Source organism: Xanthomonas phaseoli pv. dieffenbachiae (assembly GCF_008639345.1).
GTDB classification, from domain to species: Bacteria; Pseudomonadota; Gammaproteobacteria; order Xanthomonadales; family Xanthomonadaceae; genus Xanthomonas; species Xanthomonas phaseoli.
Window position 1 is genome coordinate 1,413,500 of sequence record NZ_CP041380.1, and the last position, 20,131, is coordinate 1,433,630.

Below are 20,131 nucleotides of genomic sequence, written 5' to 3' on the forward strand. Positions count from 1 at the left end.
TCCTGCTTCAACCAATCCCCACTCCCGAATCCCCAATCCCATGCCTCTAGAAATCGAACGCAAATTCCTGGTCACCGGCGATGGCTGGCGCAACGCCGCGCATGCGGTGATTCCGATGGCGCAGGGCTATCTCAACGATCAGGCGGCGCTGCGCAGTGGGACGCAAAATGCCTCGGTACGGGTGCGGATCCAGGGCGAAAGTGCGTTTCTCAATCTGAAATCGCGCGAGGTGGGGCATACGCGTCAGGAGTTCGAATATCCGATTCCACTGGCCGATGCACGCGCATTGCTGGCGCTGTGCGTTGGCGGCCTGATCGACAAACGCCGTCATCTGGTCGCCTACCAGGGGCATGTGTGGGAAGTGGATGAATTCCTCGGCGACAACGCCGGTCTGATCGTGGCCGAAATCGAGCTTGAACGCGCCGACGACGCATTCGCCACGCCGGAATGGGTCGGGACCGAAGTCACCGACGACGTGCGCTATTACAACCTGGCCCTGGCCTCGCATCCATTCAAGCAGTGGAAAGAGGCTTTGTGAGTCGGGATTTGGATTTGCAAAGGCAGGCGCGCAGCTCGGTGCCTTGAAGGCCTGATACGGGAGTTAGGATGGGCGATGCTTAAAAACAGATCGGTGCGCGACACCAGGCCGCCTAGCAGCGCTTAATCACCGCTCCCCCATTCGGCATCGGCAAACACTTCGCGATTGCATTATCCCGTCTATGCTTTGCCCATCCCCAAGAAACGAATCCCAGCTCATGCGCATCGACATCTGGTCCGACGTAGTGTGTCCCTGGTGCTGGATCGGCAAACGCCGTTTCCAGGCCGCCCTTGCGGCACTTGGCGCGCAGGCGCCGGCCTTGGACATTCATTACCACGCGTTCCAGCTTGACCCAGATGCCGGCCTGGAGCCGACGCCCTTGCGCGAGGCCCTGGCGTCGAAGTTCGGCGGTACGGCACGGGTCGAACAGATCCTGGGGCAGACCCAGGCCACTGCGCAGGCGGAAGGCTTGCCGCTGGACTTCGGCCGTGGGCAGGTGCAGGTCAGCACGCTGCGTGCGCATCGTGTGATCTGGCTGGCCAGCCACGAGGGCAATGTGGACGCGGTCATGGAAGCGCTGTTCCATGCGCATTTTGCCGAAGGCCAAAACGTGGGTGCGACCGACACGCTGGTGCGTGCCGGCGAGGCCGGCGGCCTTACGGCGGCGCGTGTGCAGGCGATGCTGGAATCGGACGAAGGCACCGTCGAGGTACAAGCGCAGCTAGCGCAGGCCGCCGCGTTGGGCATCCGTGCGGTGCCCAGCTTTGTGATCGACGGCCGCGCGCTGATCCAGGGCGCGCAGCCGCCGGAGAGTTTTGCGCAGGCGCTGCTGCAGTTGGCGGCCGAATCGACGCCAGTGGGCGGGCCCGATGCCTGCGGGCCTGACGGCTGCGCGGTGTGACCCGCATGCCTGCCGCATGCACCGGCACGTGCGCGATGGCATGACGCCGCCCGGGCGCGCGCAGACGATCGCCGTGATCGGCGCCGGGTTGGCCGGCTTGGCCTGCGCGCAGCAGCTGCAGGCGGCAGGCCATGCAGTGACGGTGTTCGATCAGGCCAAGACCCCGGGCGGTCGCATGCGCCACTACGGGGCCAAGCAGTGGCAATGCGATCACGGAGCGCAGTATTTCACCGCGCGCGGTCCTGCATTTGCAGCGGTCGTGGATGCCTGGATCGATGCCGGTATCGCCGCGCCCTGGCAGGCGCGTATCGCAAGCTGGGATGGCGCGCAGTTGCGCCGATCCCAGAGTGTACTGACGCGCTACGTGGGTGTTCCTGGGATGGCCGCGCCGGCGCGTGCGCTTGCTGTGCAGTTGGATGTTCGCCTGTGTGCCCAGGTGCGCGCGCTGCAGCGCCGCCGAACGGGTTGGCGCCTGTCGGTATTGCAAGACGCTGCAGAGCATCTGTTCGATACGGTGGTGCTGGCCGTCCCGGCGCCGAGTGCGGCTGCGTTACTCGGACAGGTTGCGCCTGCGCTGGCAACGATTGCCGAGCAGGTGCGCATGCAGCCTGCGTGGGCGGTGATGGCACACTTCGATGCGCCCATCGATCCGGGCTATGACGCGCTGTTCGTCAATGCCGGCCCGTTGCGCTGGGTGGCGCGCAACGCCAGCAAGCCTGCGCGTGTGGGGGCGGAGACCTGGCTGCTGCATGCAACGGCCGAGTGGAGCCAGGTGCATTGCGATGCCCAGCCTGGGCAGGTCATCGCCAGCCTCGTTCCGGAACTTGCTGCGCTCGGTTTGCCGATGCCGCAGTCTTGCGATGCGTTTTTCTGGGAAGTGGCCAGCAGCGACCCCGCATTGCAACTCGGCTGCGTCTGGGATGCGCCGCTGGGCTTGGGGATGTGTGGCGACTGGTTGGCCGGCGGCAAGGTGGAGGGCGCATGGCAGAGCGCAATGGCGTTGGCCCGGCGCGTGTGTGCGGGCGATGTGCCGCACAGCGTCTGCGACTGACGCTGTGCCAAGCGGTGCAGAACTAAAGGGTAGTGCAGTGCAAGTCCATACCGCGGTCATGGCAGTCGTTCGTGCATGCGTCCGCGTCGACCCGAGGATGTTTCTCGCGTCCAAGGCGCGCCCATGCGCCTCCTTGGCATGGACGCGCCCATGCGCCCCGCATCATCGGGCGCCACTGTGATGCATGATTCCAGCGCACTTATCGCGCAAACCAATCCGCAGACGCCGGCGCAGACGCTGCGCTTGATCCTGGGCGACCAGCTCAATCCGCAGCACAGCTGGTTCGCCACGCGCGATGCGGGGGTGGTCTATGTGTTGATGGAAGTGCGGCAGGAAACCGACTACGTACTGCATCACGCGCAGAAGGTCCTGGCGATCTTCGCGGCCATGCGCGCGTTCGCCGCAGGCTTGCGGCGTGCAGGGCATCGGGTGCGCTATGTGACGATCGACAACGCCAGCAACCGGCAGTCGATCCCGCACAACCTCGAGGCATTGATGGCGCATTACCGCGCCGACCATCTGGAGTACCAGTCCCCGGACGAATGGCGGCTGGACGAAGCACTACAGCACTGGAGCGCCGCGCAACCCTTTGCCACGCGCATGGTCGACAGCGAACATTTCCTGACCGTGCGCAACGAAGTCGCCGCCTGTTTTCGCACTGGCAGCCCATGGCGCATGGAAGTGTTTTATCGGCGTATGCGGCGCCAGCATCGCATCCTGCTCGATGCAGCAGGCGAGCCGGAAGGTGGGCGCTGGAACTTCGACCACGACAACCGTGCGCCGTGGCCGGGCCACCCGCCTGTCCCCCAGGATTGGCGCACGACCCACGATCACAGCGCGCTGTGGCACACGATCCAAGCCGCCGGCGTGCGCAGCTTTGGCGCACCGAACGCGCAAGCCCTGCCATGGCCGCTGGATCGCGACGAAGCCTTGCAGCATCTGGACGCTTTCATCGCGCATGCATTGCCCAATTTCGGCCGCTTTGAAGATGCGATGAGCACGCGTAACCCGCGCCTGTTCCATTCGCTGCTCTCGTTCGCGCTCAACGTCAAGATGCTGCACCCGCACGAGGTGATTGCGCGCGCCGAAGCTGCATGGCGGCAAGGGCATGCGCCGTTGGCGGCGGTGGAAGGCTTCATCCGGCAGATTCTGGGCTGGCGCGAGTACGTGCGCGGCGTGTACTGGTCGCAGATGCCCGGCTACGCGGAATCGAATCGTCTCGACCAGCATGCGCCGCTGCCGCACTGGTTCTGGGACGGGCAGATCGGCATGCGCTGCCTGGCCGATGCGGTCGGCAATTCTTTGGCCAACGCGCATGCGCATCACATCCAGCGGCTGATGGTGATCGGCAATTTTGCGCTGCTGGCGGGGCTGGATCCGCAGGCCCTGCATCGCTGGTATCTGGGCGTTTACATCGACGCCTTCGAGTGGGTGGAGCTGCCCAATACGGTGGGCATGAGCCAGTTCGCCGATGGCGGCCTGCTCGGCAGCAAGCCGTATATCAGCGGCGCGGCCTACATCGATCGCATGAGCGATTACTGCGGTGGTTGCCGGTACCAACGCAAGTTGCGGGTCGGCCCGAACGCCTGCCCCTACAACGCGCTGTATTGGGATTTCCTGCAGCGCCAGCGCCCGCTGTTGGGCGCCAACGAACGCCTGGCGCTGCCGTACCGCCAGCTCGACGGGATGGCGCCCGAAGTGTTGGCACAGGTGCAGGCCCAGGCCGCGCATTGGCGCGCCCACCTCGAGGGGCTGTAAGTCTGCCGGCAGTGCCCGCAGCTGAATGCGCGATCTGACGCTGCCACGCGCATCTGCGACAATGCCGCGCTGCGCCACCATGGCGCCTGGCCCGGGAGTCCCCCAACATGCTTCTGATCGGCGTTGCCGGTACCGAACTCAGCGCACAGGAACGCGAATGGCTGCAGCACGATGCGGTTGCCGGCGTGGTGCTGTTCAAGCGCAACTTCGCCTCGCGCACCCAGGTGGCCGAGCTGTCGGCCGCCATTCGCGCCGCCGCGCCGCGCCCGGTGCTGATCTGCGTGGACCAGGAAGGCGGGCGCGTGCAGCGGTTTCGCGAAGGATTCAGCGCGCTGGCGCCGTTGCAAAGCTTCGGTGCGCAGTACGAGCAGGACCCGGAGTCTGCACTGGCCGCGGCGCGCGCGCATGCGCAGTTGATGGCCAGCGAGGTCCGCGCCAGCGGCGTGGACCTGAGCTTTGCGCCGGTGGTAGACCTGGGCCGCGGCAACCGCGCCATCGGCGATCGCGCCTTCAGCGACGACCCGCAGATCGTGGCCACCTTCACGCGTGCCTATGTGCAGGCGCTGCACGGCGCCGGCATGGCCGCCACGCTCAAGCATTTCCCCGGGCACGGCACCGTGCTGGAAGATACCCACGTCGATCACGCCAGCGACCCACGGCCGCTGGAGGTGCTGCAGGCCGAAGACCTGGTGCCGTTCGTGGCGGGCATCGAGGCCGGCGCCGACGCCGTGATGATGGCGCACGTGGTCTACCCGCAGGTCGCGCCGGAGCCGGCCGGCTATTCGCAGCGCTGGATCGAGCAGATCCTGCGCGGCCAGATGGGCTTCCGCGGGGTGGTCTTTTCCGACGACATCGGCATGGCCGCCTCCTTCAGTGCCGGCGGCGTGGCGGGCCGGGTGCATGCGCATCTGGATGCCGGCTGCGACGTGGTGCTGGTGTGCCACCCGGAGCTGGTCGCCGAATCGCTGCAGGCCGTGCAGGGCCGCAGCCTCAATACCGCTGCATTGATCGGCCTGATCGGCCGTGGCGGACTGGGCTGGGATGGCCTGCTCGCCGGCACCGACGCCTCATTCACCACTCCTCCTTCTGCCCATTTCGGAACAACTGCCTGATGTCCACGCTCACCATTTCCCAGGCCCTGGCCCAAGCCGATCTGCTGGTCGACCGTCCCGCCATCGATGCCGCCGTTGCCACCATCGCCGATGCGATCGCACGCGACTACGCCGGCGAAGTGCCGGTGTACCTCACCATCATGCACGGTGCGCTGCCGTTCTCGGGCCAGCTTGCGCTTGAGCTGGGCGCACGCGGGCAGGACCTGCAATTCGATTACCTGCATGCCACCCGGTACCGCGGCGAAACCATCGGCGGCGAACTGGTGTGGAAGCACCGTCCGGCCACCGCATTGTTCGGTCGCCGCGTGATCCTGGTCGACGACATTCTCGACGAGGGCTACACGCTGCAGGGCGTGCGCCAGTGGTGCCTGGAACAGGGCGCCACCGACGTGCGCGTGGCGGTGTTGACCGTCAAGCGGCACGACCGTTGCGTGCCGGGCGTAAGCGCCGATTATGTGGGCGTGGAAGTGCCCGACCGTTACGTGTTCGGCTTCGGCATGGACGTCAACGAGCAGCTGCGCGGTATTCCTGCCATCTATGCGATGAAGCCGTAATGCTGCAAATCCATGCCCGCATCGTTGCGGGCAGCTCGGCGCGCACGCGTGCGCTCCCCATTATGTCTTTCGCTGCAGAGGTCGGTTGTGTCCGCAAATTCCATCGCATTGGCCGTCATCGGCGGCACGGGTGTCTACAAGCTCGCGCAGCTGGACGATGTGCAATCGCACGAAGTCCAAACGCCCTACGGCGCGCCGTCCGGGCCGATTCGCGTCGGTATGCTGCTCGGCCATCGCGTGGCCTTCCTGGCGCGCCATGGCGAAGGCCATTCGCTGCCACCGCACAAGGTCAATTACCGCGCAAACATCGCTGCACTGCAGCAAATCGGCGCCTCGCGGGTGCTGGCGCTCAACACCGTGGGTGGGATCACCGAACAGTTTGGCCCGCGCGTGTTGGCGTGCCCGGATCAGTTGATCGACTACACCTGGGGCCGCGTGTCCACGTTCTGCGAAGAGACTGGAAGCGAAGTGCAGCACGTGGATTTCGGCCACCCGTATTCGCCGATGTTTCGCAGCAAGGTCATTGCGGCAGCCAAAGTGACCGGCGTCACGCTGGTGGCCGGCGGCTGCTACGGTGCAACGCAAGGACCGCGACTGGAAACGGTTGCAGAGATCGCACGCATGCGTCGCGACGGCTGCGATCTTGTGGGCATGACCGGCATGCCCGAAGCTGGGCTGGCACGCGAAAAAGGCTTGGAATATGCGTGTTTGGCGATCGTGGCCAACTGGGCGGCCGGTTGCGGCGACGCGCAGGAAATCACCATGGCCGACGTGTTGGCCAACGTCGATGCGGCTTCGTCCGGGCTGCCCGAGCTGATTGGCGAACTTGCACGCGGGTGATTGTCATCGGGGCATAAGCTTTGCATACTCGGCGCGTACGCACCGCCGTACACCACCCATTAATTATTGCAAAGGTCTCGCATCACCATGCCGAACGGTACCGTCAAGTGGTTCAACGACGCCAAGGGATTTGGCTTCATCTCACCGGAGGACGGCAGCGCCGATGTCTTCGCGCACTTCTCCGCGATCAATTCCAAGGGCTTCCGCAGCCTGCAGGAAGGCCAGCGCGTCAGTTATGACGTGACCCAGGGCCCCAAGGGTGCCCAGGCTTCGAACATCACGCCGGTCGAGTAATCTGACTCGATTGTGCGGTTGAAAAACCCCGCCACGGCGGGGTTTTTTTTGCGCCGATTGTGCGCGGGCAGCGATCGCCAGACAGGGCAGGGACGATGCAACGAGCATTACGTATTGCAGTAGTGGGCTACGGAACGGCGGGGCAGGCATTGGCCGTGCTGCTCGGCGCCGACGGGCATCAGCTGGAGGTCTTCGAGCGCGCAGCTGCACCCGGGCCGGTGGGCGCCGGTTTTCTGCTGCAACCCAGCGGGTTGCAGGTGCTCTGGAACATGGGCTTGCTGCCGCAGGCGCTTGCGCATGGAGCGCCGGTGCGCCGCCTGTATGGCGACACGCCGTGCGGGCGCGCGGTGATGGACATGCAGTACCGCGATCTGGATCCGCGCCTGATGGGTGTGGGCATGCAGCGCGGCGCGTTGTTTACGCTGCTGCGCGAGGCCTGGCCGCAGCACGCGCAACTGCATGTAGACACGCAGATCACCGCGATCGACCACGCGGGCGTGCGCGTGCAGGATCAACGCGGGCAGTGGCATGGCCCCTTCGATCTGATCATCGCCGCCGATGGCTCGGCTTCCACGTTGCGTGCGCAGGCACAGGGAACGCAGCTGGATCGGGTATATCCATGGGGGGCGCTCTGGTGCCTGCTGCCACGCGAAGACTGGCCGTTCGTGGACGAATTGCGCCAGCGCTATATCGGCGCACGCAAGATGATCGGCCTGTTGCCGGTGGGCACGCGCCCGGGCGACGACACGCCGCGGCTGAGCTTTTTCTGGAGCCTGCAGTGCAGCGATTTCGTTGCGTGGGAACAGCGCGGCATTGCCGCCTGGCGCGACGAGGTGGCGCAGATGTGGCCGGAAGCACACGCGCGGCTTGCCACGGTGCAGGTGCATGGTGCACTGGCGCGCGCGAGCTATCGCGATGCGGTGGTGTCGCGCTGGCATCGCGGCCGCTTCGTGCTTGCCGGCGATGCCGCGCATGCGATGAGCCCGCAGTTGGGGCAGGGCGTGAACATGGCGCTGCTGGACGCATTGGCGATGCGCGATGCGTTGCGCGCCAGCGCCGATCTGGACGCTGCCTTGCAGCGCTACCAGCGCGAACGCCAGGCGCACGTGGCGATCTATCACCGCTGGAGCCGCTGGCTGACGCCGCTGTTCCAGTCCGAACGCGATCTGTGGGCACATGGCCGCGATCTGCTGCTACGCCCGATGGGACGCGTGCCGGGTGGACGCGGGCACATGTTGCGTGTGCTCAGCGGCACCCAGCACGGTTGGTTCGGCAAGCTGGCGCTGGCGCCTGAATTCGTCGAGGCCTTGGCGCAGCCAGTCGTGCGGCTGGCCGACGCTAACGCCGAAGCAGTTGCACGGCCATAGCATCGACCGGTGCGTGCGTGGCAGGGCTAACGCACCGGCAGTGCCAACGCATCGCCTTCCACGCAGGCAACCAGGCGCTCGCCTTCGGTCAACGTCGGCACGATGCCTGCGGTGAACTGCGAGAACGCCGGCAGGATGGTGACGCGCTCGCGCAACCAGAACGCCGGCCAGCGCCGCGACAACCCTGGCAGCTTGGCCAGCGGATGCAGGTGCCCACATAGCACGTGGCCGGTGGGATGCGGCAATGGGTCATGGCGCAGCACGAACGGCCCATCTTCGACCTGTTCGCCGGCCGCTTCGATGTGCAACTCCGCACCGGCCAGGGCGCGGTCGTGATTGCCGCGGATGGCGATCACGCGCAACGCGCAATGCCGTTCGCGCCATGCGCTCCAGCGTCGGTGCCAGGCGGCACGCGGCGCGGGCCCGTGCAACAGGTCGCCCAAAATCCACAGCGTCCGGACATCGCGTTGATCCAGCAACGCATCCAGCCGCTCCAGATCGTGCGCGGTGCCGCCGGCCGGCAAGCCGATGCCGGCACGTCGGAAGACATCGGCCTTGCCCAGGTGCAGGTCGGCGATCAACAGCGCACGGTGTGCCGGGCGATACAACGCACGCTCGCCGAGCAATTCCACGGTTTCGCCGGCCAGCTGCAGCTGCACGCTATCGCCCATGCTTACGTTCCAGTTGTTCGGCAGCACGCAAGACGCGCGCCTTCCAGTCCTCGGTACTCAGCTGCCCACGCACGCGTTCGGCCCACAGCGGAAACGATAACGGCGTGAGGCTGCGTGGCTTGCGCAGGCGCAACTCGCGACGCGCGCAGTCTTCCAACGCATGCGCAAGCCGCGCCAGTTCGAGCTGGCCTTCGAACACCTCGCGCTCGGCCTGGGCGAGCAGCAGGTGATCGGGATCGAAGCGTTGCAACACGTCGTACAACAAACCGCTGGACGCCTGCAGCTGGCGCAGGCTGCGCGGTGCACGGCCAGGCAACGACGGCGACAACAAGCCCGCCACGCGCGCGATTTCGCGGAACTGCCGGCGGGCCAACTCGCCGAGGTTGAGGCTGTCGCGCAGATCGTCGAACAGTCCCGCCGGCGAGAGCAGGGCCTGCAGCACATCGGCATCGATGTCGACATCCTGCGCCGGCGACAGCACAAAGCCGTAGTCGTTGGCAGCGAAGCTGAAGGTATTGCGCTGGCGTCGGCCCCAACGTGCCGCCAGCAACGCGGCCAGGCCTTCGTTGACCTGCCGGCCGGCAAAGGGGTAGACGAAGACGTGGCGGCCGTCGCGCGCCTTGACGCTTTCCACCAATAGATGGTCCGGCCCAGGCAGCGAAGAGAGCGATGCCTGCAGGTGCAATAACGGCGCCAGTGCCTGCATCTCCGGCGCATCGCCGGGGGCGGCGAAGACCGCTTCCACCTCGCGCCCCAATGCCGACGACAGCGGCATGCGCCCGCCCATCCATTTCGGCACCACGCCGCTGCCGCCCTTGGCCACACGCACGTAGGCAGTCATGTCTTCCAGGCGCACCAGTTCCAGCAGGCGGCCGGCGAACTGGAAGCGGTCGCCGCGGCGCAGGCGGCCGATGAATTGTTCTTCCACCGCGCCTAGCCGCCCGCCGCGCAGAAACTGCACGCGCACGCTGCCGTCGCTGGTGATCGTGCCGATGGACAGCCGGTGCCGCAGCGCGACGCGTCGGTCGATCACGCGGTACAGACCCTCCTCGTCGCGCACCACTTTGTGAAAGTCCGGGTAGTGCGCCAGCGCGCTGCCGCCTTGCACGATGAAATCCAGCACCGCGTTCCAGGTGGTCCTTTTCAGCGCGGCGAAGGCATCGGTACCGCGCACTTCCTCGAACAACGCGTCGGCGTGGAAGCCGCCGCCGAGGGCGAGGGTGACGCAGTGCTGCGCCAGTACGTCCAGCGATAACCGTGGCGGTGGACGCGCTTCGATATGGCCGTGCACCAGCGCGCGACGGGCCGCGGCATATTCGACCAGTTCCAGTGCATGCGAGGGGACGCACACCACGTGGCCGGACTCGCCGGGACGATGGCGTGCGCGGCCGGCGCGTTGCAGCAGGCGCGCGATGCCTTTCGGGCTGCCGACCTGCAGCACCTGATCCACGGCCGGGAAGTCCACGCCCAGGTCCAGGCTGGAGGTGGCGACCACGCAGCGTAGGCTGCCGTCGGCCAGCCCGCGTTCGGCGGCAGTGCGTAGCGACGGATCCAGCGAGCCGTGGTGCAGCGCCAGCGTGGCCAGGTCTTCGGGCCACACCGCGCTCAAGGCCTGATGCCACAACTCGGCCTGCGCGCGCGTATTGGTAAACACCAGGCTGGTGCGCTGCTGCATGATCTTTTGCAGCACGCGCGCCAGTTGCGCCAGACCGAGGTGGCCTGCCCAGGGAAAGCGCTCGCCGCTGTCCGGCAGCAAGGTTTCCAGCGTCATCGTGCGCGGTTTGACGCCGGAGACCAGCGCCGCCTCGGGGCGATGCGGCAACAGCACATCGCGTGCCTGCGACAAATTACCCAGCGTTGCCGACAGCCCCCAGATGCGCAGTTGCGGCGTCCAGCCGCGCAAGCGCGCAAGACACAGCTGCAGCAACACGCCGCGCTTGTTGCCCAGCAGTTCGTGCCATTCGTCGACGATCACGCAGCGCAATGCCGATAGCTGCGGCGCGGTATCCGGATACGACAATAGCAAGGCCAGCGATTCGGGCGTGGTCACCAGTACATCGAGCTTGCCGCTGCGGGCCAGCCGCTTGTCGCGCGCGCTGGCATCGCCGGTGCGCAGGCCCACCTGCCAATCCAGCCCTAACGCATCCACCGGCTCGCGCAGCGCGCGTGCGGTGTCGGCGGCCAGTGCGCGCAGCGGCGTGATCCACAACACCTGCAGATTGCGTTGCGGCTGGCGACGCGCAGGCGAGGCGGGTTTGCCCGGTTTGCGCGGGGATGTGCGCCCACGCGCGGCCAATGCCTCCAGCAACGGCCCGCCGAATGCCGCCAGCGTCTTGCCGCTGCCGGTGGGCGTGTGCAGCAGGCCGGATTCGCCGTCGAGATAGCGCTTCCACACATCGCGTTGAAACGGCAGCGGCGCCCAGCCGCGCCGTGCGAACCAGGCACGCCACTGTTGCAGTGGCGTGCCGTACGTGTGCTGCGTGACGCTCACCGCGCCAGTGCCTGCAGGGTGCTCAGATGATCGGCTTCGGCCATTGGCTTGTCGTGACGCCAGCGCAGGATGCGCGGGAAGCGCACTGCGATACCGGACTTGTGCCGCGCGCTGCGGTTCACCGCTTCAAACCCCAGCTCGAACACATGCTGCGCGGTGACTGCGCGCACCGGGCCGAAACGCTCGGTGGTGTTGGCACGGATCCAGCGATCCAGCTGCAGGATTTCCTTGTCGTCCAGGCCCGAATACGCCTTGGCGATCGGCACCAGTTGGCCTTCATTCCACAGCCCGAAGGTGTAGTCGGTATAGAGCGTGCTGCGTCGGCCGTGGCCGGCTTGCGCGTACAGCAGCACCGCATCGATGGTGAGTGGGTCGATCTTCCATTTCCACCAGTCGCCGCGACGGCGACCGGATTGATACACCGAGCCGGCGCGCTTGAGCATCAACCCTTCCACGCCGCGTTCGCGCGCTTCCACGCGCACCTGCGCTGCGGCCTGCCAATCGCTGACCTGCACCAGCGGCGAGGCAACGATGCGCGGGTCTGCAAGCGCGGAGAGCACGTCTTCCAGCAGAGCGCGCCGCTCCTGCAGCGGGCGCTCGCGCAGGTCTTCGCCCGCCAGTTCCAACAGGTCGTAGGCCACCACGCGCGCCGGTGCGGCGGCCAAGGTCTTGGGCCCGGGCTTGAGCCGCTGGATCCGCGTCTGCAACGCGGTAAACGGCATCGGCAGGGGCTGTTCGGGTTGCCAGGCCAGCAGCTCGCCATCGATGACGGTGCCGTCCGGCAATTGCATCGCGGCGTGTTCGATTTCAGGGAAACGTCCATCCAGACGTTCTTCGCCGCGCGACCACAGTGCCGCTTCGCCAGCGCGGCGAATCAGCTGCAGGCGAATGCCGTCCCATTTCCATTCCAGCAGCCAGTCGTCGATGGCGCCCAATGTTTCGACCTCCGCTTCCAGCGGCGAAGCCAGGAAGAACGGGTAGGGCTGCTGGCGGTCGCCGGGCAATTCTTCGCTGGTCAACAGGTCTGCAAGATAGGTCGGATGCGGCCGCCAACTGCCCAGCATGCGCTGGGCAATGCGCGCGATGTCCACGCCCGACAATTCGGCCAGCGCCTGCTGCACGAGCCGTTGCGACACGCCAACCCGCAGTGCGCCGGTCAGCAGCTTGTTGAACACCAGCCGCTCGTCGAAGGCCAGGCTGCGCCACGCCTGCACGATGCAGGCCTTGCGGATTTCCACGTCCTGGTTGGCGATCGGCAGTAGCCGCTGTTCGATCCACTCTGCCAAGGGCAGGTCGGCCGCCTCTGTGACCGGGTCGTCCAGCAGCAGGGCCAGAGTTTCTGCCAGATCGCCGACATGGTCGTAGCTGTCGGCGACCAGCCAGTCGGCAACGCCGGCGGTGTCGGTGATCCAATCACGCAGTTCGCCGCTGCTGGCAATGCGCATGCGCGCGCTAGCCACCTTGCCACCGGCCAGAAGATAGAGCGCCCATGCCGCGTCCAGCGCGGGCGCCTCGCGGAAATACGCCACCAGTGCAGCGCGCTTGTCGAGCGTGCCGGTGCTGCGGTCCAGGGTGCGGTACAACGCCGCGAAACGCCTCACGGCAGCGCCCGTGGCGCTGCGCGCCTGTCGGCAGCACGCAGTTCCAGTGCGCGTCGGGTAAACGCGGCAAGCACGCCTGGGCGCCGTAGCGCTCGCGGTGGACCGATGGTGGCCGCTGGTGCGCTGCGATGCACGCAAAACGCCAACGCATGACGGCGAAACGCGAGCGCACCGCTCAGGCGAATACGCGGACGCGCGCGAACATAACGACGTGCGGGCAGCGGGTTCATTCCTCGGCTCCGAAATCGGTGCGGAAGGCTTCTGCTGCGACGCCGCGCTCCCGCAGGTGTTGGATCAATGCATCGGTATTGCCATGGGTGGCAATGACGCGCTGTGCGCCGGTTTCTTCGATGGTGCGCAGCAGGTCGGGCCAGTCGGCATGGTCGGAGACCACAAAGCCGCGGTCGTAATTGCGCCGACGACGATTGCCGCGGATGCGCATCCAGCCCGAGGCAAAACCCTGCTGTGCGCTGCGGAACCGGCGGATCCAGGCACTGCCGGCCGCCGATGGCGGTGCGATGACCAACTGCCCGGCATAGTCGGCGCCGCGCGCATGCTCGCTGACCGGCTGCGTGTCCAGCATCGGGATGCCTGCCTGGCGGTAGACCTCCACACCTACCGCGACGGCGCCATGCAGCAATGCCGGCTGCGTCTCCCACGCGCGCAATTCGGCCAATACGCGTTGCGCCTTGCCTAGCGCATAGCAATACAGGATGGCCGCTTCGCCGCATTCGGCGCATTCGCGGCGCCAGGCGGAAATATCGGCCGCGACCTCGGAGGTGTCGGGCCAGCGATACACCGGCAGGCCGAACGTCGCCTCGGTGATGAAGGTGTCGCACGGCACCACTTCGAACGGCTTGCAGGTGGGGTCGGGCTGGCGCTTGTAGTCGCCGGAGGCCACCCAGACCTCGCCATCCACTTCGATGCGCACCTGCGCCGACCCCAGCACGTGTCCGGCCGGATGCAGCGACACGCGCGCACGACCCAGCTGAAACGTTTCACCATCCGCATGCGTGTGATAGACCTGTTCGCCCAGGCGCCATTGCAGGATGGACAAGCTCTCGCGCGTGCAGTGGTACTCGCCCATGCCGCTGCGGGCGTGGTCGCCGTGACCATGCGTGATCACCGCGCGCGGCACCGGCCGCCACGGGTCGATATGGAAGTCGCCTTGCGGGCAATACAGGCCCTCCGGCCCGAGCACCACCAGATCGCCGCGTGTGTGAGTTGTCTCATCGTTGCCGTTGCGCATGCGGCAACTCTGGCCAAGCCGGTGTGCAGATCCTGAGAATGGGAGCCGTGCGCCGGTGCGTTCGTGCAGCACGCGCTTACCGGCAGGTGCCACGACGTCGCGAGCCGCCGCCGGACGGGCGTGGACGGCGCGCAGAGGTCGGCGTGCAGAGGCCAGCGTGCAGAGGCCAAGGGTGCACGCATGGCACATGCCGGTCAGTTCACCGCCACGTTCGTCCGGCAGTGCGCGTTTAGTAGTGTTGGCAGCCGCGTGGATCGTGGACGCCTTAGAGCGGCCAACAAAACAAAGCGAGCGGCCGTCAGGTGGCGTCGACGGTACGAAGGAACCGCGGTGTACGCGTGGTACACACCGATTCCGAGCAACGGCCGCGCCCGCCTGGCTGCGCAGTCGTTTTGTTAGCTGTTCTTAATGCCGCGTACGTCGCCCAGGCGAACGCACCGCGCTCGCTTCCACCGCCAGGGTAAAGCCGCGTTCTTCGCCGCCGTGCATGGCGCCGACATCGACCACCTGGCGACGGATCTCCTCGCCCTTACCGTTGCGCACCACCACCACCACCGTGTATTCCCACGGATCGCCTTCGGCCGGGTGGCGGATGGTGCCGTCGACCTTGAGCGGCACGATCGGCGCCGGCTGCGCGTGTTGCGCAGCCGCCGAATCGAAGCGCAGGTGGTGCTTGCACGCAGGGCAGACGCTGGCGCTTTCCAGGATCGTCGCCTTGCAGTGCGGACAGCTACGCGTGGCGCCGGGCGTGCCCGGGCGAGGTGCACTCATGTGGCGTCGCTGTCTCCGCTGACGACCGGCTTGCTGGTCGCGACCGGCTTGCCGCCATCATCGCCCCAGCCGAAATCGGCCTGGCCGCGCATGCGCGCACCCGATGCCACCGTGAGGCTGCCGGCCTTGACGTCGCCGACCAACACCCCGGATGTCTGCAGTTCGACCTGCGCGGCAGATTCGATGTTGCCCTCCAGCTCGCCGGCGATGATCACCTTGTTGGCGCGCACGCCGCCATTGAGCTTGGCGCCGCGTTCGATGGTCAGATCGCCCTTGACGTTGACATCGCCCTTGAAGCGGCCGGCCAGGCGCACATGACCTGCGCCTTCGATCTTGCCTTCGATGCTGATGTCGGCAGCGATCAGCGACTCTTTCGCTTCGCTATGACGCTGCGTGGCTGCAGTTGTCGGTGCGACGCTGGGCGCTGCGGCGGCGGGCACCGGCGGTGCGGGGCTGGTCTCGGCGGTGAACAGCCTGCCATCGGCAGCAGGAACCTCGGGGGTGACCGGAACGCCGTCTTTCTTGTTGGGACCTTGATCGCGCCACATCGACATCGGACTGCCTCGCTTTAGGGGTCGAGGCCGACTATCGCTGCGCAACTGGATCTTTTGTGTGACGAACTCCGCAATCCGCGATGGACGGCGTGCGTGCCGAAGCTGTCGGCAAACGTCGCGGGCAGAGCCCAGGTGGGTGCGGTGTACAGGAGCGGCAGTGTCGCTCGACACATCGCGGACACGGCCGCACCGGCCTGGCAGCTGCGCCGCGGCTTTGTCAGCTGCTTTCAGTTCGCACTGTCCGTCGCAGCACCGTGTCGCTCGACCCGGTTGCGCCCAGCGCGCTTGGCGCGATACAGCGCTGCGTCGGCTTTCTGGATCAGGCTCGCACCCTGTTCGCCATCGGCCGGGAAACTGGCCACGCCGATCGAGGCAGTCACCTTCGGCAACGCGCGCGCACCGTCGCTGACCGCCAGCGCGGCGATGTAACCGCGGATCTGCTCGGCCACGCGCATGGCTTCCTCGCCATCGGCTTCGGGCAGAAGGACGGTGAATTCCTCACCGCCGTAGCGGCATGCCACGTCCTCGGCGCGCAGGCGGGTCAGCAGCACCTCGCCCACCGCTGCCAGCAACAGGTCGCCACCGGCATGGCCTTGGCTGTCGTTGAACTGTTTGAAATGGTCCACGTCCAGCATCAACACCGACAACGGCAGACCACGCCGTGCGCACCGCGCCAGCTCGTGGCTCAGCGATTCTTCCAGATAGCGGCGGTTATACAGCCCCGTCAGCGCATCGCGGATCGACTGCCGGCGCAGCGATTCGCGCAGGCGCAGGTTGCTCAGCGCCAACGACAACTGCTCGGCGGCCGCCTCGGCGATTTCCAGCCGCGGCATCGGCCCCGGGCCGGCCGCGGACAGGAACAGAAACCCGAGCTGGGTGCCTTGCGCCGACATCGGCAGGCACGCGGTGGTGACGGACGCATCGCGTGCGGGTTCTTCGATATGCGCACACAGCGCATCCCGGCCCAGGTCGTGGACGATATGCGGCTGGCCGCGGCGCAGCGCCCAGCATTGCTCCGGCGACAGATGCGGCGCACTGCGCACCAGCGGCTCGCCCCAGTGGCTGATCGCCTCGGCGCGGTCTTGCGAGGCGCGCAGCAGGTACACGCTTCCCGCCACGCCCGGCAGCAGGCTGGCCAGGGTACGGCTGCTGACCATCAACGCTTCTTCGGCACTGATGCAGCTCTGCAGCAGGCCGGTGTAGCGGCTGAGCAGGTTGAGGTCGGCGGTACTGCGCTGCAGTGCGTCGATGCTCTCGCCCAACTCGCGATTGGCCTGCGCCGCCAGCTGTTCGGCCTGCGCGCGATGGCGCAGTTCGCGCATCAACAGCGCATAGACCATGCCCACCACCACCAGCCCGAACGGAATGCCGGCCAGCGCCAGTGCCAGCAACAGGTTGGCGCTTTGTTCGCTGCTTCGCGCGCGTTGTGCCAGCAGTTCCTGTTCGCGCTGCACCATCGCCAATGCCTGCTCGCGGATCGCGCTGGTGGTGCGGAAGGCGCTCTGCCGGATGTCGGCACGTGCCGGCTCCAGCCCACTTTGCGTATAGATGTCGAGCACGTGCTGAATCTGCCGCAGGCGGGTTTCCACCAGCCGTTGCAACTGCGCCAGGTGCTGCTCCTGCGCGGGGTTGTCGACGATCAGGCGGCGCAGGTTGTCCATCAGGATCGGCAAACGTTCGACACTGGTGTGATAGTCGAGCAGGTAGGCGTCGTTGCCGGTGAGCAGGAAACCACGCTGCGCCGATTCGGCATCGAGCACGCGCGCCTGGATCTCGTCGACCCGCCCGATCACCTCGTGGGTATGCGACACCAGCGCGGCGTCGGCCAGCGAACGGCGGGCACCGACGAAGATGCCGATTCCGATGACGACGAAGATCAGCGCAGAAAAAATCAGCGCCAGCTGGTTGCGCCGGCGTGACGTAAAAGAAGAGGACATATGCGAATGCTAGCCTGCCGGCCTCGACAACACGAGCCACCCGTCGGCCGAGACAAGCGCGCCGGCACATGGCCGGCGCGTGGCGGGTGCCGCGAAAGAGGGGCGACTCAGTGCTGCGCGTGGTCGGCGTCGTGCTTGTCGGCGTTCTGTTCGGCCTTGTTGGCCATTTCACGCGTCTTGTCGGCTGTGGCATCGGCCGCATTGGCGGTGGCGCGGCTGGCGTCTGCGGCCAACTCGCGCGCAGCCACGCGTGCATCGGCAGTTGCGGCCTTCGCTTCCACTGCTGCACGGTCTGCGGCCTGTTCGGTCGCGGCGGCGGCGTGCTTGGCGGCAGACGCGGCATCGCGGCGCGCCTGCTCGGCATCCGGGCCCTGACAGGCAGCAAGGGTGAGGGCGGCGATGGCGCTCAACGACAGCATGCGGATCGTCTTCATGGGTGGTCCTGTTCCTGTTCCGGTGTTGGAAGCCGGAGCTTATGCAGGAGGCGATGCAGCCTGCGTCAATGCGCAGCCGGCCATTCAGCCACGGGGTAGACAGACGCAGTCTTGCAGGATGTTGGTGGTCATGCCGGCGGGTACGGCGTGCAAGGCCGGAATCGCAGGCAAAAAAAAGCCGCTGGAAACCAGCGGCTTTTTTCGAACTCGCTTGGAGTCAAGAAGTGATTACTTCTTGGCTTCTTCTGCGGTGTCCTTGGCAGCCTTGGCGGTGTCTTCAGCCGTCTTGGCAGCGTCGGCAGCCTGGTCAGCAGCAGCGTCGGTCGCGGCGCCGGAAGCAGCCTGGGCAGCGTCAGCAGCGGTGTCGGCCGAAGCAGCAGCGGTGTTGGCAGCAGCCTGAGCGGCGTCAGCCGACTGAGAGCCCGAGGCAGCAGCCTGGTCGGCAGCGGTCTGAGCGTCGGCAGCAGCTTCGTTAGCCGAAGCAGCAGCGTCCTGAGCCTGTTCCGGCTTCGAGCAAGCGGTCAGGGCCAGGCCCAGAGCCATTGCGATCAGCAGCTTGTTGATGGTCATTGTTTCAATCCTCGTCGTTAGATTAGGCAACGCGCTATTGCGCGCCCCCGACATGATGACGGCCACAAGACGAGTGTCAAGCGCACGCGCATTCAGTTTTGCAAAATCGCCGTTAAAGATAATTAAATCAATTCGATAGCGATGGCGGTCGCTTCGCCGCCACCGATGCATAGCGTTGCGAGTCCGCGCTTGCCTCCGCGGCTGCGCAACGCGTTCACCAATGTCACCACCAAACGCGCGCCGGATGCGCCGATCGGATGGCCCAATGCGCAGGCGCCGCCATGCACATTGACCTTCTCGTGCGCGATGCCGAGTTGCTTGATCGGTGCCATCGCCACGACGGCGAAGGCTTCGTTGATTTCGAACAGATCCACATCGTCCAATTGCCAGCCGAGCTTGCCAAGCAGCGCTTGAATCGCAGCGACCGGTGCGGTGGTGAACCACTCCGGCTCCTGAGAATGGGTGACGTGGCCGACAATGCGCGCCAGCGGCGTCACGCCGCGGCGTTGCGCGTCGTCCGCGCTCATCAGGACGGTGATTGCCGCGCCATCGGAAATACTCGAGGAACTGGCCGCGGTCACGCTGCCGTCCTTCTTGAAGGCCGGCTTCAGTGTTGGAATCTTGGCCACGTCCGATTTGCCCGGCTGCTCATCGCTGTCCACGACGACTTCGCCCTTGCGCGTGGCCACCGTCACCGGCACGATTTCGTCGGCAAACGCGCCGCTGCGCTGCGCCGCCTGCGCGCGTTCCACCGAGGCGATCGCGAATGCATCCTGGTCGGCGCGGGTGAAGCCGAACGTCTCCGCGGTGGCTTCGCCGAACACGCCCATGGCCTGGCCGTCATACGGATTGGTCAGGCCGTCCCAGGCCATGTGATCGACCGCCTGGAAATTGCCGTAGCGATTGCCGGTACGCGAGTTGGGCAGCAGATGCGGGGCATTGCTCATCGACTCCATGCCGCCGGCCACCACGATGCTGGCCGAGCCGGCCTTGATCAGGTCGTGTCCCAACATGATCGCCTTCATGCCCGAGCCGCACACCTTGTTGATGGTGGTGGCGCCGGTGGAGGTCGGAATGCCCGCGGCAATCGCGGCCTGGCGCGCAGGTGCCTGGCCAAGATTGGCCGGCAGCACGCAGCCGACGATGACCTCGGAAATATCGGCAGGTGCGATGCCCGATTGCGCGAGCGCGCCCCGGATGGCAGCCGCGGCGAGCGTGGGTGCCGGCACCGCATTGAATTGGCCGAGGAACGAGCCGATGGCAGTACGTTTGGCAGCAACGATGACGATGTCGGACATGAGCAGATACCGTTTAAAGTGAAACGATTATCTGCCTCATGGCGGCGCCGCGCCAGCACGCGCCCCACGCGCACGCTTTCCGATTAAAGTAAGCAAAGCGTTATTCGGGCCCGATTGGGCCCCATCCATGGAATGGGTTC

The 20,131-nt window shown here is 66.4% G+C and carries 20 protein-coding genes and 1 other RNA gene; 9 read left to right on the plus strand and 12 right to left on the minus strand.

Features of this window, described 5'->3' with window-relative positions:
- Window positions 1-40: 40 nt before the first annotated feature.
- From FLG15_RS06490 to FLG15_RS06530, 9 genes are all read left to right on the plus strand, one after another.
- On the plus strand, window positions 41-538 hold the full coding sequence (locus tag FLG15_RS06490; protein ID WP_057677987.1) for a CYTH domain-containing protein: 498 nt from the start codon (window positions 41-43) through the stop codon (window positions 536-538).
- A gap of 217 nt (window positions 539-755) precedes the next feature.
- Complete coding sequence (locus FLG15_RS06495; protein WP_057677988.1) at window positions 756-1,439, plus strand: DsbA family oxidoreductase; 684 nt, start codon at window positions 756-758, stop codon at window positions 1,437-1,439.
- Between the two features lie 16 nt (window positions 1,440-1,455).
- Window positions 1,456-2,490 (plus strand): NAD(P)/FAD-dependent oxidoreductase, encoded by a 1,035-nt coding sequence (locus tag FLG15_RS06500; RefSeq protein WP_057677989.1) that lies wholly within the window; start codon window positions 1,456-1,458, stop codon window positions 2,488-2,490.
- Window positions 2,491-2,670: 180 nt separating this feature from the next.
- On the plus strand, window positions 2,671-4,248 hold the full coding sequence (locus FLG15_RS06505) for a cryptochrome/photolyase family protein (RefSeq protein WP_057677990.1): 1,578 nt from the start codon (window positions 2,671-2,673) through the stop codon (window positions 4,246-4,248).
- A gap of 107 nt (window positions 4,249-4,355) precedes the next feature.
- Window positions 4,356-5,360: a beta-N-acetylhexosaminidase gene (nagZ, locus tag FLG15_RS06510; RefSeq protein ID WP_150145716.1), complete on the plus strand. Its 1,005-nt coding sequence runs from the start codon at window positions 4,356-4,358 to the stop codon at window positions 5,358-5,360.
- Entirely contained in the window at window positions 5,360-5,914 is a 555-nt protein-coding gene (locus tag FLG15_RS06515; protein WP_057677992.1) for a hypoxanthine-guanine phosphoribosyltransferase, read from the plus strand. The genes nagZ and FLG15_RS06515 overlap by 1 nt, the downstream gene beginning before the upstream one ends.
- An 87-nt stretch (window positions 5,915-6,001) precedes the next feature.
- Entirely contained in the window at window positions 6,002-6,754 is a 753-nt protein-coding gene (locus tag FLG15_RS06520; protein WP_057677993.1) for an S-methyl-5'-thioinosine phosphorylase, read from the plus strand.
- Between the two features lie 87 nt (window positions 6,755-6,841).
- Window positions 6,842-7,048: a transcription antiterminator/RNA stability regulator CspE gene (gene cspE, locus FLG15_RS06525; RefSeq protein ID WP_003488188.1), complete on the plus strand. Its 207-nt coding sequence runs from the start codon at window positions 6,842-6,844 to the stop codon at window positions 7,046-7,048.
- Window positions 7,049-7,143: 95 nt separating this feature from the next.
- Window positions 7,144-8,415 carry an FAD-dependent oxidoreductase gene (locus FLG15_RS06530; protein ID WP_057677994.1) on the plus strand — a complete coding sequence of 424 codons (1,272 nt, stop codon included), beginning with the start codon at window positions 7,144-7,146 and terminating at the stop codon, window positions 8,413-8,415.
- Between the two features lie 26 nt (window positions 8,416-8,441).
- Here the strand turns inward: FLG15_RS06530 and pdeM are convergent, their stop codons facing one another.
- The 12 genes from pdeM to FLG15_RS06595 form a co-directional block, all read right to left on the minus strand.
- Window positions 8,442-9,086, minus strand: coding sequence for a ligase-associated DNA damage response endonuclease PdeM (gene pdeM, locus FLG15_RS06535; protein WP_057660848.1), 645 nt, complete (start codon window positions 9,084-9,086; stop codon window positions 8,442-8,444).
- The gene (locus FLG15_RS06540; RefSeq protein ID WP_057677995.1) at window positions 9,076-11,577 is read right to left on the minus strand and encodes a ligase-associated DNA damage response DEXH box helicase; all 2,502 of its coding nucleotides are present in this window, start codon (window positions 11,575-11,577) and stop codon (window positions 9,076-9,078) included. The genes pdeM and FLG15_RS06540 overlap by 11 nt, the downstream gene beginning before the upstream one ends.
- The gene (locus FLG15_RS06545) at window positions 11,574-13,178 is read right to left on the minus strand and encodes an ATP-dependent DNA ligase (protein ID WP_057677996.1); all 1,605 of its coding nucleotides are present in this window, start codon (window positions 13,176-13,178) and stop codon (window positions 11,574-11,576) included. The genes FLG15_RS06540 and FLG15_RS06545 overlap by 4 nt, the downstream gene beginning before the upstream one ends.
- Window positions 13,175-13,408: a hypothetical protein gene (locus FLG15_RS06550; RefSeq protein WP_057677997.1), complete on the minus strand. Its 234-nt coding sequence runs from the start codon at window positions 13,406-13,408 to the stop codon at window positions 13,175-13,177. Before FLG15_RS06550 ends, FLG15_RS06545 begins: the two co-directional genes overlap by 4 nt.
- On the minus strand, window positions 13,405-14,427 hold the full coding sequence (locus FLG15_RS06555) for a ligase-associated DNA damage response exonuclease (RefSeq protein ID WP_057686992.1): 1,023 nt from the start codon (window positions 14,425-14,427) through the stop codon (window positions 13,405-13,407). Before FLG15_RS06555 ends, FLG15_RS06550 begins: the two co-directional genes overlap by 4 nt.
- A 272-nt stretch (window positions 14,428-14,699) precedes the next feature.
- Window positions 14,700-14,774: non-coding RNA, sX9 sRNA (locus FLG15_RS06560), on the minus strand.
- A gap of 58 nt (window positions 14,775-14,832) precedes the next feature.
- Window positions 14,833-15,198, minus strand: coding sequence for a hypothetical protein (locus FLG15_RS06565; RefSeq protein WP_057679958.1), 366 nt, complete (start codon window positions 15,196-15,198; stop codon window positions 14,833-14,835).
- Window positions 15,195-15,752, minus strand: coding sequence for a bactofilin family protein (locus FLG15_RS06570; RefSeq protein WP_057679959.1), 558 nt, complete (start codon window positions 15,750-15,752; stop codon window positions 15,195-15,197). Before FLG15_RS06570 ends, FLG15_RS06565 begins: the two co-directional genes overlap by 4 nt.
- Window positions 15,753-15,979: 227 nt before the next feature.
- Window positions 15,980-17,689 (minus strand): diguanylate cyclase, encoded by a 1,710-nt coding sequence (locus FLG15_RS06575; RefSeq protein ID WP_057679960.1) that lies wholly within the window; start codon window positions 17,687-17,689, stop codon window positions 15,980-15,982.
- 107 nt (window positions 17,690-17,796) lie between these two features.
- Window positions 17,797-18,123 (minus strand): XAC1346 family secretion chaperone, encoded by a 327-nt coding sequence (locus FLG15_RS06580; RefSeq protein ID WP_011346837.1) that lies wholly within the window; start codon window positions 18,121-18,123, stop codon window positions 17,797-17,799.
- A 228-nt stretch (window positions 18,124-18,351) separates the two neighbouring features.
- Window positions 18,352-18,693, minus strand: coding sequence for a hypothetical protein (locus FLG15_RS06590; protein ID WP_003489455.1), 342 nt, complete (start codon window positions 18,691-18,693; stop codon window positions 18,352-18,354).
- Window positions 18,694-18,815: 122 nt separating this feature from the next.
- Window positions 18,816-19,991, minus strand: coding sequence for a thiolase family protein (locus tag FLG15_RS06595; protein ID WP_057679961.1), 1,176 nt, complete (start codon window positions 19,989-19,991; stop codon window positions 18,816-18,818).
- Between the last annotated feature and the right edge of the window lie 140 nt (window positions 19,992-20,131).